Raw genomic sequence first — 13,170 nt, 5'->3', positions numbered from 1 at the left:
TAGATGATGATATTTCCGTAATCAACCTTCTCGAATGTTTCAAAAGCAGTGTTTTCCTGGTTAGTTACCTTTTTTAACACGCTTTATTGAATTTCGCAGGACACTTCTTTTAGACGGTTGTCTTTTTCGGAGCTTTTCCGAAAAAGACAACCGTCATTTCAAGCACTTTGAGGATATAACTAACTTGGGCATTGCTGCAAGTAATCAGTAACCCACACCACCTTCTATTTTTCTATTTATAAAGCTTCCATCTGTGGTACTGACTTTATCTAAACAAGATCAATTCAATAACCGGGATTTTACATAGATTACAAATCTTTAAAGTCACTAGCGCAAAATTGCCATACTCTGGGGCGCACTGCAAAATATGAAAAACTTTTAAATAGTACTATGCATCAGCATTAACAGCGCTCAACTGCATAGACCCCAAATATTTGGTTAAATAAGGTGAAAAAACTTCATAAATTAATGTGAGTGGCTGTCCATGATGCCAAAACAAGTAGTGGCGACCCCAAAAAGGCCCAGGTACACCAAAACCCGACTCTAGTGCCAATGAGTCACCATAATAAATTCCTCGAACATCCCGATACAATTCTGTGCGAAGACGAGCTAAACTTGCCCAAATTGGTAATGAACGGTTTTGCAAATACTCATCGACATGACTGGCTTCCCACCACGAAGTCGCATAGGCTAATCGTTGACCAGAAGGGGTACGCAGCCATACTTGGCGTCGTAGTCGTGGCCCTGGGACAGCTTGGATTAACTCAGGAGCAGCATCCAAGTCCATGCCAATCAATGACATATCAATAACATCTACTTCTACAGCCTCACCTGTGAGCAATTCTAAGTGACGTGTTGGGGAGCCGTCACCCAAGAGCATTAGCTGCCATGCAGGTGCTAACTGAGTATGAGGTAGACTTTGCTGAATTATTTCCTCCCCTCCTTGCCAAATCGGAGTGAGGCGATGCCAAGCTGGTGGCAGTGTTAGGTTGTTTGTCGGCGTAAAAGTAATAGTCAATGCTTTTTACAAAACTTTACCTATCTCTATAAAAGCATAAAAAACTAGTACTTTGACAAGGCAAATTTGGCTAGTATTTAGTAAGCAATTCAGTACTTCAAGCAAGGACTAAAGTCCTCACTATATATATAAACTTATATTTAAGGGTCAATAGTCTGAGGTTTTTTTATCCTTGACTATTGACCCTATGATTAAACAAACAAAAATGCGGATGGGGAGACTCGAACTCCCAAGGCAAAGCCACACGCACCTCAAGCGTGCGCGTATACCAATTCCGCCACATCCGCACAGGTTGTCTAAATATAGAATATAGCATAAGAAAATAATTATAGTAAGGTGATATCTAAATTCAGTTGCTCAAAAATATAAATTTTTTCAAGGCGGTATCTGGCTGACAGAAATCTAGCAGCCGCACAAGTGATATTAAAAAGGGTAGAACTACTGTGTTCGGTGCAGTGCGATGACGTACCCGCCCGTCGTAGGCGATGTCTACGACTGGCGACACCTACGCAAAAGCCCAGCTTGGTAGTCTAGCCAAGACTTACAGCAGCAATGTTGTTAGTGTAGTAAGACCCAAAGACGCAGCAAGCCTGCAATATGCAAGTTTGCTTAGAATCAGGGTGGCGAATCTCCTGCGATAATTTGAAATAATGCGGAAGCGTTGTTTTAGGTTGGATCAGAGAAAATATCAATCTACTGGTAATGATATCGAAACTAAAAAATGAAGTTTGACAAAATATTAATTGCCAATCGGGGAGAAATCGCCCTTCGCATTCTCCGCGCCTGTGAAGAAATGGGGATTGCGACAGTTGCAGTTCACTCCACCGTTGACCGTAATGCTCTCCACGTCCAACTTGCTGATGAAGCGGTTTGTATTGGCGAACCTGCTAGCAGTAAAAGTTATTTGAATATTCCCAATATTATTGCTGCTGCACTGACGCGCAATGCGACTGCCATTCATCCAGGCTATGGCTTTTTGGCAGAAAATGCCCGGTTTGCGGAAATCTGTGCCGACCATCATATTGCTTTTATTGGCCCAACTCCAGAAGCTATCAGGCTGATGGGGGATAAATCCACAGCCAAAGAAACCATGCAAAAAGCTGGAGTACCTACGGTACCTGGTAGTGAAGGATTGGTAGAATCCGAGCAAGAAGGATTAGGATTCGCCAAGGATATCGGCTATCCAGTAATGATTAAAGCCACGGCGGGTGGTGGTGGACGGGGTATGCGCCTGGTGCGTTCTGAAGATGAATTTGTCAAACTTTTCTTAGCAGCCCAAGGGGAAGCAGGAGCAGCTTTTGGTAATTCTGGCGTTTATATAGAAAAATTTATTGAACGTCCCCGCCACATCGAATTTCAAATTTTGGCGGATAACTACGGTAACGTGATCCATTTGGGTGAGCGGGATTGCTCTATTCAGCGCCGGAATCAAAAGCTACTAGAAGAAGCCCCTAGTCCGGCTCTCGACCAAGACCTACGTGAGAAAATGGGACAAGCTGCTGTCAAAGCTGCCCAATTCATAAATTACAGTGGGGCGGGTACTATCGAGTTTCTCTTGGATAGATCCGGTAAATTCTACTTTATGGAAATGAACACCCGCATTCAAGTAGAACATCCTGTAACAGAAATGATTACTGGGATAGACTTGGTTGCTGAACAAATCCGCATTGCCCAAGGGGAAAGACTCAAGCTTACCCAAGACCAAGTAGTATTACGAGGTCATTCGATTGAGTGCCGGATTAACGCTGAAGATCCCGATCATGATTTTCGGCCTTCTCCTGGACGAATCAGTGGCTATCTTCCCCCTGGAGGCCCTGGTGTTCGCATTGATTCCCACGTTTACACAGATTACCAAATCCCGCCTTACTACGATTCCTTAATCGGCAAGTTAATTGTTTGGGCCCCAGACAGACCCACTGCTATTAACCGCATGAAACGCGCACTCCGGGAATGTGCCATCACTGGATTACCCACGACAATCGGATTTCATCAAAGAATTATGGAAACTCCACAGTTTTTGCAGGGTAATGTCTATACAAATTTTGTTCAGGAAATGAACGGCTAGCACCGCAAGGCGAAAGTCAAAAGGAGCCAGTGCGTTGGGCGGCTCTGCCGACTTGTACCCCTACGGGGAAGCAAGCTACGCTCTTAGCGTCTCCGACAGGAGAAGCAACTGGCGTTCAAAAGTCAAAAGTCACGCCTGCTTTAATTTTTGGCTTTCTGGCTGTAATGAAATAGTAGGTTTATTTCCGCCGACCTGTACTAGGGGGTGGGGAATGAGGAGTAGGAGAAGATGAGGGAGATGGAGTGGAACCAATGCCTCATGCCCCATGCCTCATGCCCCATGCCTAATTGACACGAGTCAGCATAGTCAGCAATCCTTGCTGACCTAGTAATATTTCTCGCACCAGACTGAAGATACCAACCCAAATAATAGGTGTAATATCCACTCCGCCTATAGGTTGTACTAGTTTTCGCAATGGTACTAAAAATGGTTCGGTGGGCCAAGCTATTAAATTAAAGGGCAAACGATTTAGATCCACTTGCGGATACCAAGTGAGAATGATCCGAAATATAAATAAAAATGTCATCAGCCCTAACACAGGGCCAAGAATCCAAGCAGTCAGGTCAACACCAGTCATCGGTTTAAGGTACTATCTGTAAAGAAAGAAAAACTTAGGCAACGGCAAGCCGCGCTTCGCTCACGCCACAAAATTTGAAGCTTTGTAAAGCACTCTCATCATCATTTTAACCAAATGCTGCCACTTCCTTCTGGAATACAAAAGCAAACTTCCTCACAGCAGTTAACAAGTTTGGCAGTTCGGATTTAGAGGCTTCTCAAGAAAGTAATACACTATTAAAATTAAGATGAAGTGTGTAAAAAAAAGGTTTAGAAGTATGACGCCTTCTTTAGCAAATTTTCTTTGGAGTCTGCTATGGGGTACTGCAATTGTTGTAATCCCCGCTACAGTTGGTCTAATTTTCATTAGCCAAAAAGATAAAATCCAGCGTTCATAATGCTTGTGAGAGTTGAATTAACTCTCATAACCTATTGTCTGTCAGCTATTTATGATTGCACTAAAAGCAGCAGTGTTTGCCGCTAGTGGTAGTTGTAGATTACAGACATAAGTGTTTTTATTTTTCGGTGAACAGCTTCAGAGCTTCTTTGCCAGAGGCTTTGAAGCTTTAATATATCGTGACTAATTACAGTAGTGATTTTAATTGTGACTCGCTAACATAGATTTGATATTGGGAAAACAGCAATGATAAATTTTGGGCTGAACTCAGCCAGTTTTCTGGCTCAGGTAAATTTTGGGGCAAACTCAGCCAGTATTCTAGGAATTTTCCTGGCTGTGGCTGGGGCAGCACTGTATTTTCTCCGCACTGTGCGTCCTGAATTGTCACGAGATCAAGATATCTTTTTTGCGGCAGTTGGCTTGCTCTGCGGCTTTATTCTCGTGTTTCAAGGATGGCGCTTAGACCCGATTCTGCAATTTGGTCAACTGCTTTTAGTTGGCACAACTGTGTTTTTTGCAGTTGAAAGTATTCGTCTGCGGAGTATAGCTACCCAACAAGCAAAGCGCAACACTCCGATTGTGGACGATGAGCGAGAGGTAAGCAGAAACTATTCTTACAACGATCGCAGAAAGTATCAAGCTGAAATGGATGCAGATTTAGATCCATTGCCTTACGAAGACGAGGAGGAACGCCCTGTGCGTGCCCGGATTCGCGGTAGCAGGGATGAAATTTCAACTCGTGATGACTACTACCAGGAGCAACCCCCCCGTCGTTCAGAACGCCGCAACAGTAGCAGTAGTGAAAGACAGGCTTCAGGGGATAGAACACGTCGGCGTACTTCTGGGCGTCCTGTGAATCGACCTTCTGAAAGCGTTGGAGAAGAAAATTGGGGTTCTTCATCTAGGGAAGTTGATGATTGGGAAAATTCGGGGGGGGAGGTTAGAAAACCTTCTCGCCGCAGCAATAATGGGCCGCAGCGTCCCGAAAATCGTGAAGATGATGTTGCTCCAAGACCAAGAAGGCGTCGTCCACCCACTGACTCAACTTCTCGAAGACCGCGCGAAGATGATGATGCGATTCCAACTGATTATGTGCCATATAATCCGATTGAAATGCCAAATGAGGGGCCAGATAATTCGACCGATTTTGATGATGTTTAAAACAATTGGCCTGGAAGTAGGTTTAGAGGCGACGGAAAACAGTTGAGGTGGAAAAATTTACGCCTACATTTTGGCTCCAAAGACCAATTCATTGGAGCCTGATTTTTGGTTTAACAAGTTTGCTTGTATCTTGTGGTTCTAATGATATTCCTATAGGGCCTACTTCCCTCAACAGTCGCTACACCGAGGAGCAACCTGTTTTGAGTGGAAATGGACGCTTTTTAGCCTTTGTATCTAATCGAAATGGTAATCAACAGTTACTCATGTACGATTTGGAGAGGCAACTGTTTATTAGCACGCCGGGGATAAACCGAGCGGAGACAATTGCTGAAAGTCCTAGCTTGAGCTATACCGGGCGTTATATTGCTTATCTTACTAGTGACCAAGGTAGACCTGTGGTGGCGCTTTACGATCGCGCTACGCAACAATCGCAAATCGTCACACCAACCTATCGCGGCTGGGTCAGAAAACCAAATATCAGCCCAGATGGACGTTATGTTGTCTTTGAAACCGCCAGCCGTGGTCAGTGGGATATTGAAGTTTTAGACCGGGGGCCAAATATTGAGTTAGATATTCCTAATGGTGCAACCGTAGGTTCACCTCCGTAGGGAAGGCAGGGGAAGCAGGGGAGGCAGGGGGAGAATAATTATTAATTAATAGCTAATTACTATATATATGAAACATGAAACGTGCTTTTTTTATACCTGCGTTTTTATCCCTAAGTTTATTGACTGGATGTTTTGGCTACCCTCGCCTTTTGAGTTATCCCTTTGATCCGGGGGGGCGGAGTCTCAATAGTTTAGCGTCGGAATTAAACCCCCAAATTTCTGGGAGATACATAGTTTTTATTACTGACCGACGGGGTAGCCAAGATGTTTATATGTTTGATACTGTGACTCGTGATTTGGTTGATTTGCCAGGTTTAAACTCCTTTGATGCGATCGCAAATCATCCTAGTGCTTCACAAGATGGTCGTTATATTACGTTTGCTGCTAGTCGTCAAGGGCGATCAGCTATTTTTGTTTACGACCGCGAAACACGCCAGTCACGTAATTTGACTAATAACCTGCAAGCGGAAGTCCGCAACCCTACAATTAGCGCTGATGGTAGTAGGATTGCTTTTGAATCTAGTAACAACGGACAGTGGGATGTTTTAGTATATGACCGGAATGGACGACCGTTGAATATACCTCAAGAACCGCGTTGAACTACAGTTAGGAGTTAGGAGTTAAGAGTTAAAATTCCTAACCCCTAACTCCTCATTTTTAACTTTTGTTTTCTACCTGTTGCACAGATTCAATCAGCGATCGCACTTGTTGCGTCCCCTCTGAAGGTTCAAATGATAAGGGAAACTTACCCCGAAGGATCATCCGCAAACCGAGGGGTGCAAGACTGAGTAATCCTTTTAAATCCCGAAAATAATTACCGACTACTTGTACACCAAATTGACGTTCATCAATCCAACCACCTTCTTTAACCAAATCTACTAATACTTTCCGGTGACGAATTGAGCGGCTATCACTGGCTTGTTTGTGTGTGAGAATTTCTTGTTTAATTTTGGTGATTTGTTCTAATGGTGCAACTTCCATTGGACAAACAGAATCGCAGTACAAACAACGGGTGCAACCCCATACGCCTTTAGTACCTTCGTTGTAGCTTGCTAAACGATTTTCGGTGTCGCTATCGCGGGAGTCTGCTACCATCCGGTAAGCTTTGGCAAGGGCATGGGGCCCAACAAAGTTTGGATCAACTTCACGGGCGTTGCATTCAGAGTAACAAGCACCGCACATAATACAGTTACCAGTTTGATCGAGGCGCGATCGCTCTTGTGGTGTTTGCAAAAACTCTCTTTCTGGTACTTGTCGTGCTGCTGTACTTACATAAGGAGCAACTGCCTCTAAATTATTCCAGAAGCTGCTCATATCTACAACCAAATCTTTAATCACTGGCATATTGCCAAGAGGCGCGATCGTGATTTCACCAATTGCATTTACTTTACTTGAGGATGATGGTATTTGTTGTAATCTGGCAAGTTCACTGCCAACATTTTCCTTACAAGCTAAAGCCGAACGCCCATTAATTCGCATAGCACAGCTACCACAAATTGTATTACGGCAATTTTTGCGAAACGCCAAAGTTCCATCTTGCTCCCACTTAATATGATTGAGGCAATCCAAGATTGTATTACCTGGTTCTGCCTCTACAAGGTAGGTTTGCACAACAGGCGAGGAATTTTGTTGCTGTCGAATGACTTTAAAAATAACTTCCATAATTACTAACCAAAATTTTAAAATTGCTTTACTAGCCTCAATAATCATCACTCAAGGCGGTAATTGCGAAAAATGAGCCATATTTTGCTCTTAATTCAAACCCTGGTGTTAATAGGCTGACGTTAAAGAGCGAATGATTCTAGTTTAAGGATAACCATTAAAATTTTACTTATAGCAGCCTAGTAAACAAGATTTTTATCAACTTCTGAGTTAAAACGCCAAAAATATAATCACAGCTTTGCATTAAATTTACTTGTTTGGGAATGTAAAGGATAGGGGGTTTGCTGAGAAAGGGACTTAGGTTAATCTTTGACCTAGCGCTCATATCCAAATGAAATGCATCTCAAGTTAGCGACATGTCTTGATGTCAACTTGAGTCAAGCAGTCCTGACTGGAAAATTCTGTCAACCGTTAGCGAAGGCAGAATTTTTTGATTATATAGAAGTGTGAAACTCGATCTTTAATATATAGTGGTGGCAATCAAGCGCTAGGCAGATGTTAAGAGATTTGTTCTTCCCATAGACAGACGTACAAAATCCTTTAACCGCTTTTGACCTTAAGATAATAAACCGAGGAAAAATCCTCACCACTTTCAAAGAAAAGTTATTGTACCGGGAAACCCTGACACACGAGACTTTTCGCTTTTTGGCTTGCTCTCAATCAAGAAAATATTGTATTTTACTCATTGGTCAAAACTGCTCCTCTCAATTACATAAATTTTTATAAAAGGCAGATCGCAATACTCACGCTTGCAATAAAGGGTTAGGAAAATCGTCACTGCTTTTTCTTCTTGAAGTCCAGAAATTTAAATAAAAATTTACTAGCAACTTTAATTCAAAATTAAACAACTATTTTGCTATTATTAGTCCATGCTAGTATTTAATATAAAATTACGAAAGGACAAAATCAGAATCAATAGCCGTTCAGCGCGGTTACTACTGCTTTGTTGATTCGTAATGTAGAGACAAGAAAATTCACGTCTCTACTGGCAGGACGAAAGGGCATAAGCCCGTAGGACTCTATTGAAATACTATGCTGTCCTAAGCTTAAGAGGACCAGTAGAGAAGACTCTACTTACTCATTGGCAATAAAGGCAAGCACTAGAAAGTGAAAAACCTGCAATTTATTAGGTCTACGACTTATTTGCAGTAGAACCTGCCCTATTTATAAAGGGGGCTGAAAGTTACACCGCTACAGTAGCGCCAAAGGAGAAAATAGTTTTCTTTCTGATGGCGAATAATGGTTAAAAGTGCCATAACATTACCAAAATTAATGTCTGTGGCAACTATGGCCTCTAGTTGGTTGTAGACAACCATAATAGAAGTGCTTTTGGCTCCTATCGGCAGGAATTCACCCGTTACACCAGGGTCTTCAGTAGCTCTATGCAAATGCTAAAAAGTCAAATGCTGGCATAAGACTACATCGTTTATCAGTTTGGAGAGAGTAAGGAAAATTTGAGCATAATGACTGAAACTGCAACCGCACCATTAACCGGAAAAGCACTACTTGCTAAAGTAAAAGAACTTTCCACTTTACCACGCCGAGAAAGAGCTAAACAGTGCGGCTATTACACTGTTACAAAGAATAACCAAGTTCGTGTCAATCTCACTGATTTTTATGACGCTTTGCTATCTGCTAGGGGAATTCCTCTAAGTCCAGAAGCACCTAAAGATGGTCGTGGTCGCGAACCGACATATCGGGTTAGTGTCCATCAAAATGGTCAGATTGTAATTGGTGCTACATATACCAAAGCAATGGGCTTAAAGCCTGGAGATGAGTTTGAAATTAGGTTGGGATATAAACATATTCATCTGATTCAACTCGGTGAAACTGATAAAAAGCTGATCTCACAAGATATAGATTCTGACGAATCAGACGAAGATTTGGAAGACGAAGAATAAATTTGCTGATGGTAAGGATAAGTTTCAGGTGATGATAACTTATCCTTAGCCCAACAGCAAACTGGTAGCCAGGTAAAAAATACGATTAGACCCCTTGCAGAAGTCACCGAATTTAGTAGAGTCTTGATTAATCAGCAAGAAATCTATAATGCAAGAAGTCTATCGTGTTTTTTTTGTTTATTTTGATAACTTTCTTTGAGCCTTCGGTCAACGTCTTACTAGCATTTATGGAAAATGCACCAGCACTAGTTATAGTGATGGCGTTTTTTATTGGCTGGATAATTTGCTGGTTGCCAGTAGCAGTAGTCTCAGCAATATTGCTTAATTGGCGACCGCCTAAACCTTTGCAGCCAGAGCACAAGATGCCGTTATTGGTGTCACTTTACCTATTAGCTCCCCTGATTCTCTGGGGAGTTAGTTGGTTGACTAATAAATCTTTTTTAGATTACGGCTTTGTTGGGAATCTTTCAACTCTTGGTTTTTTAGCTTTAGGTTTTAGTTTGGGAGTGGTGAGCCTAGCTATTGTATTTAGTGGGCAATTCGGGTTAGGTTGGTTGTCTTTTGAAAAGACGAATTTCAAGTTGCTACTACCCATCTTGCTACCGATTTTCTTAATAGCGTTGTTAGTCGGTGGCATAGAAGAGTTAGTTTTTCGCGGTTTTCTGTTCACTGAATTAGCACAAGATTACTCAGTTTGGGTAGCAGCAGCAATTTCTAGCTTGATTTTTGCCTTGTTACACCTGGTTTGGGAGCAACGCGAAACCGCCCCTCAACTCCCTGGATTGTGGCTGATGGGAATGGTGTTAGTATTGGCACGCTTTGTCTCTGGCGGCAATTTGGGTTTAGCTTGGGGACTACATGCGGGATGGGTTTGGGTGATCGCTACCATAGATACAGCAGAACTAATTACTTACACAGGGAAAGTCTCTGACTGGTTCACAGGTAAGAACAAAAAACCTCTAGCTGGCTTGGCGGGAATTATTTGTATACTAGGAACTGGAGTAATTATCTGGTTGTTCTCCAAGTATTTTTAATTTTGCATAATAGGAAGATGTGCGTTAACGGAGTGTAACGCACCCTACTGATCCTTATTTAGTACTAAAAACTACTCAGACCTTTTGATTCTGTCAATTTCCCGTTGTAATTCTTCTATTTGACGGCGCAGATTTTCCGTTTGATTTTCGGAAGATTCCGCTGCAACATTTACCGATCCTGAAGCAGGCGATCGCTGATAATTTCCTCGGCGAATTTGCTGGTATTCTTCGGATACTGCCCACGCCCGTAAGTAATGCAAGCGTTCAACAGAGAAAGGATGACTCAACATCGTACCCTGTGCGCCATTGTATACCAAAAATTTATATATCTGATTCAGTCCATCTTTATCTAGCGCCTGATAATCTTCTGACTGCTTAATAAACTCTTGTAAACTACATTCATTGGCATATTTTTTACTACCGCCAGAAAGTTTCATCATCGTTGACATGACGGGGTTCAAGTCATCCATCACTAGTAATGCAGCGCGATCTGAAGATAACTCAGCTTTTCGCCGCCACTCAAAAAAGGCGTAAATCAAACCTTGTGTAACAAGATTACCGATGCCAAAGGTCAATTCTCCCAAGGCAGAGGCAGCACTCATCGCCCACATCGCCATTTGAATTAAAATAGTATGACCACATTTAATATGCCCCAGTTCATGGGCTAGCACCGTCCGAATCTCGGCTTCGTCTAGTAAGTCTAATATCCCTGTATTTATGACTATGTAAGGATTATCTTGCCCTAATGCATAGCTATTTGCTTCGGGATTTTGCGAGACAAACAATGTTGGTTCTGGGTAAATGTCCAAATCCCGGACGCATTCGCGAAACATCTGGTAAATAGTGGAATATTGCCGTGGCCCGACTTGGATAGTGTTACCCATTAGATAGACTAATTGAGGGCGTTCGTAGATAAATTCCAAAAATTTACGAGCGATTAAATCAAATCCCGGTAAATTTCGTAAAGCTTGCTCGGCTTGGCGATCTAGTGGATGCCTGAAAGCTTCGCTGGAGATTCCTGTGTAAGTTGGCATAATTTGTATTGGGTGATTGATCATTGGTCATTAATCATTAGTCATTGGTCATCAGTTTTGGATCAATGGCAAAGGACAAAGGACAAATGACAAATGACAAGATAATAGAAATGGGGCAATTGGAAGTAAAACTCACTTTGTATGGAATTAAAAGCGTGTGATTGAGGCAGAAGTTCATTTGTCACTACATAACTTTTTGCGATCGCAAGCGGGGTTCCCTTCCTGGCCCCATCATTTGACGATGGCCCGGTTGGTAGCACGCGCTTTGCGCCTGGGACGTAGCGCCCTGATTCAAGTAGGAGCCGTTTGTGGCTATCAAGGGCGGTATCGTACTAGTTTTGTAGCATCAGCCCTAATGTGGCATGGCCCTGTAATTATTGTTGCTCAAGAAGCGGTACAGCAACTTTTACTGCGGGTGGAAATTCCCCGTCTACAGCAATGGCTACCAACTAATAAATCGATTAGAACAGGTGATGCTTGGCCTGGTGCTGAGTTCCAAGGGCTACTATTGACCTCTCCAGAAGCTTGGTTAAGAGGACAATTGGCTGGTGGCGATCGCTTTCCTCAAGGCATTCCCACAATTATCGATGGGGTAGATGATCTTGAAGATTGGGTGCGTACTCAACTTACCCAAGATATTCAACCCCATGATTGGGATGAACTTATGTTGGCTTGTCCAAACCAAGCTGAGGCAATTAGCGAAGCCCGGATACAACTGACACACGAACTTTTTCAGCATCCTGCCAATCCATATCACTGCTACCTAATTTCCCAACCAGAAATAGAAATTTTAAGCCGTCTTTATTCTGCTTTAGAGTCAATACAAGCACTGCCAGAACCTTGGAAACAATTCTGGCAACAATTTCAAACCCTTAACGAAAATCTTTCCTCCCCTGCTCCTCCTCTGTTCTGGGCGACTATTGCCCATCGACAAGGTTTATTTTCTTTGCACTACGCGCCAATGGAATTAGGAGAAATACTCTCACCTATTTGGCAGCGACAGCCAGTAGTTTTAATTGGCAGCGCTATAGAACCGGAAACTGAAGCTCCTCTTTTCCGACAGCGCTTGGGTTTAGACGATTTAACTTGTCTAAAATTCTCTTCGGAAAGCCAAGCGGAAGCAATTCAACTGTATGTACCTTATAAGTTGCCCCTACCCAACACACCAGAATTTCAAGCGGCATTTATTCATAAAGTCCGCACACTGGTTTGTCTAAGTGCAACAGCACCAGGATTAACGGTTGTCTTAGTGGGAGATGTACCACTTAAGGCTCAAGTTGCGACAATTTTGGCTTCAGAGTTTGGTTCGCGGGTGCAAGTAGAAAAAACTTGTTTAGATGAAAATGGTATTTTGGTCAGTGGTTGGGAATTTTGGCGAGAACATCAACGAGTCTTGCCAGCACCTCATCTGTTAATAATTGCTACTTTACCCCTGCCATCTTTGGAAAATCCTCTGGTAGCTGGTAGGGTCGCTCATTATAAGCGATCGCATCAAGATTGGTTCCGTTTATACTTGTTACCGGCAGCTTTGAATGAATTACAACGGGCGATCGCTCCAGTGCGAGAAAGTCAGGGAATCGTTGCTTTGCTTGATAGTCGTGTAGTTAACCGTAGCTACGGCGCTCAAATTCTTACAGCTTTAAGTCCTCTGGCACGCATTAACTATCTCGATCCCAATCTGTTTTCTCATAACGATGAGGAAAATTCTGCTTAAAGTTCAATACCCCATGCCCAA

At 42.7% G+C, this 13,170-nt stretch carries 14 protein-coding genes and 1 tRNA gene; 8 read left to right on the top strand and 7 right to left on the bottom strand.

Annotated features, from left to right (window positions below):
• Positions 1-388 precede the first annotated feature (388 nt).
• The 3 genes from H6G97_RS04080 to H6G97_RS04070 form a co-directional block, all read right to left on the bottom strand.
• Positions 389-1,018 (bottom strand): chorismate lyase, encoded by a 630-nt coding sequence (locus tag H6G97_RS04080; protein ID WP_190939431.1) that lies wholly within the window; start codon positions 1,016-1,018, stop codon positions 389-391.
• 206 nt (positions 1,019-1,224) lie between these two features.
• A tRNA-Leu gene (locus H6G97_RS04075) sits at positions 1,225-1,305 on the bottom strand.
• 62 nt (positions 1,306-1,367) lie between these two features.
• Positions 1,368-1,523, bottom strand: coding sequence for a hypothetical protein (locus H6G97_RS04070; RefSeq protein WP_190939430.1), 156 nt, complete (start codon positions 1,521-1,523; stop codon positions 1,368-1,370).
• A 216-nt stretch (positions 1,524-1,739) separates the two neighbouring features.
• On the opposite strand from H6G97_RS04070, the gene accC reads away from it, so the two are divergent.
• Positions 1,740-3,083 carry an acetyl-CoA carboxylase biotin carboxylase subunit gene (gene accC / locus H6G97_RS04065; RefSeq protein WP_190939429.1) on the top strand — a complete coding sequence of 448 codons (1,344 nt, stop codon included), beginning with the start codon at positions 1,740-1,742 and terminating at the stop codon, positions 3,081-3,083.
• 283 nt (positions 3,084-3,366) lie between these two features.
• Here the strand turns inward: accC and H6G97_RS04060 are convergent, their stop codons facing one another.
• Positions 3,367-3,660, bottom strand: a complete 294-nt coding sequence (locus H6G97_RS04060) for a YggT family protein (protein WP_190939428.1) — start codon at positions 3,658-3,660, stop codon at positions 3,367-3,369.
• A 256-nt stretch (positions 3,661-3,916) separates the two neighbouring features.
• Here H6G97_RS04060 and psbX point away from each other — a divergent pair, with 256 nt between their 5' ends.
• The 4 genes from psbX to H6G97_RS04040 all read left to right on the top strand — a co-directional run bounded on the left by psbX (position 3,917) and on the right by H6G97_RS04040 (position 6,403).
• Entirely contained in the window at positions 3,917-4,036 is a 120-nt protein-coding gene (gene psbX / locus H6G97_RS04055) for a photosystem II reaction center X protein (RefSeq protein WP_174709687.1), read from the top strand.
• Between the two features lie 245 nt (positions 4,037-4,281).
• Positions 4,282-5,196: a Ycf66 family protein gene (locus H6G97_RS04050; RefSeq protein ID WP_190939427.1), complete on the top strand. Its 915-nt coding sequence runs from the start codon at positions 4,282-4,284 to the stop codon at positions 5,194-5,196.
• A gap of 47 nt (positions 5,197-5,243) precedes the next feature.
• The gene (locus H6G97_RS04045; protein ID WP_190939426.1) at positions 5,244-5,804 is read left to right on the top strand and encodes a TolB-like translocation protein; all 561 of its coding nucleotides are present in this window, start codon (positions 5,244-5,246) and stop codon (positions 5,802-5,804) included.
• Between the two features lie 74 nt (positions 5,805-5,878).
• Positions 5,879-6,403 carry a TolB family protein gene (locus H6G97_RS04040; protein ID WP_190939425.1) on the top strand — a complete coding sequence of 175 codons (525 nt, stop codon included), beginning with the start codon at positions 5,879-5,881 and terminating at the stop codon, positions 6,401-6,403.
• A 58-nt stretch (positions 6,404-6,461) separates the two neighbouring features.
• On the opposite strand, the gene H6G97_RS04035 is transcribed toward H6G97_RS04040, so the two are convergent.
• A complete protein-coding gene (locus H6G97_RS04035) occupies positions 6,462-7,466 on the bottom strand; it encodes a succinate dehydrogenase/fumarate reductase iron-sulfur subunit (protein WP_190939424.1) in 1,005 nt (334 codons plus the stop codon).
• Between the two features lie 1,160 nt (positions 7,467-8,626).
• Positions 8,627-8,854 (bottom strand): hypothetical protein, encoded by a 228-nt coding sequence (locus H6G97_RS04030; protein ID WP_190939423.1) that lies wholly within the window; start codon positions 8,852-8,854, stop codon positions 8,627-8,629.
• Between the two features lie 75 nt (positions 8,855-8,929).
• Between H6G97_RS04030 and H6G97_RS04025 the strand changes: the two genes are divergently transcribed.
• Together H6G97_RS04025 and H6G97_RS04020 are read left to right on the top strand one after the other, a co-directional pair.
• A complete protein-coding gene (locus H6G97_RS04025; RefSeq protein WP_190939422.1) occupies positions 8,930-9,367 on the top strand; it encodes an AbrB family transcriptional regulator in 438 nt (145 codons plus the stop codon).
• A gap of 164 nt (positions 9,368-9,531) precedes the next feature.
• Positions 9,532-10,401 (top strand): CPBP family intramembrane glutamic endopeptidase, encoded by an 870-nt coding sequence (locus H6G97_RS04020; protein ID WP_190939421.1) that lies wholly within the window; start codon positions 9,532-9,534, stop codon positions 10,399-10,401.
• Between the two features lie 71 nt (positions 10,402-10,472).
• Here H6G97_RS04020 and H6G97_RS04015 read toward each other — a convergent pair whose 3' ends face one another.
• The gene (locus tag H6G97_RS04015; RefSeq protein ID WP_190939420.1) at positions 10,473-11,435 is read right to left on the bottom strand and encodes a M48 family metallopeptidase; all 963 of its coding nucleotides are present in this window, start codon (positions 11,433-11,435) and stop codon (positions 10,473-10,475) included.
• A 157-nt stretch (positions 11,436-11,592) separates the two neighbouring features.
• Between H6G97_RS04015 and H6G97_RS04010 the strand changes: the two genes are divergently transcribed.
• On the top strand, positions 11,593-13,149 hold the full coding sequence (locus tag H6G97_RS04010; protein WP_190939419.1) for a helicase C-terminal domain-containing protein: 1,557 nt from the start codon (positions 11,593-11,595) through the stop codon (positions 13,147-13,149).
• Positions 13,150-13,170 lie beyond the last annotated feature (21 nt).

Source organism: Nostoc flagelliforme FACHB-838 (genome assembly GCF_014698065.1).
Taxonomy (GTDB): domain Bacteria; phylum Cyanobacteriota; class Cyanobacteriia; order Cyanobacteriales; family Nostocaceae; genus Nostoc; species Nostoc flagelliforme_B.
This window is presented reverse-complemented; position numbering and strand designations above follow the sequence as displayed.

Coding starts and splice junctions, on each gene's coding strand:
- psbX (WP_174709687.1), top strand. CDS start 3,917: ATGACGCCTTCTTTAGCAAATTTTCTTTGGAGTCTGCTATGGGGTACT.
- H6G97_RS04025 (WP_190939422.1), top strand. CDS start 8,930: ATGACTGAAACTGCAACCGCACCATTAACCGGAAAAGCACTACTTGCT.
- H6G97_RS04050 (WP_190939427.1), top strand. CDS start 4,282: ATGATAAATTTTGGGCTGAACTCAGCCAGTTTTCTGGCTCAGGTAAAT.
- H6G97_RS04040 (WP_190939425.1), top strand. CDS start 5,879: ATGAAACGTGCTTTTTTTATACCTGCGTTTTTATCCCTAAGTTTATTG.
- accC (WP_190939429.1), top strand. CDS start 1,740: ATGAAGTTTGACAAAATATTAATTGCCAATCGGGGAGAAATCGCCCTT.
- H6G97_RS04060 (WP_190939428.1), bottom strand. CDS start 3,660: ATGACTGGTGTTGACCTGACTGCTTGGATTCTTGGCCCTGTGTTAGGG.
- H6G97_RS04015 (WP_190939420.1), bottom strand. CDS start 11,435: ATGCCAACTTACACAGGAATCTCCAGCGAAGCTTTCAGGCATCCACTA.
- H6G97_RS04035 (WP_190939424.1), bottom strand. CDS start 7,466: ATGGAAGTTATTTTTAAAGTCATTCGACAGCAACAAAATTCCTCGCCT.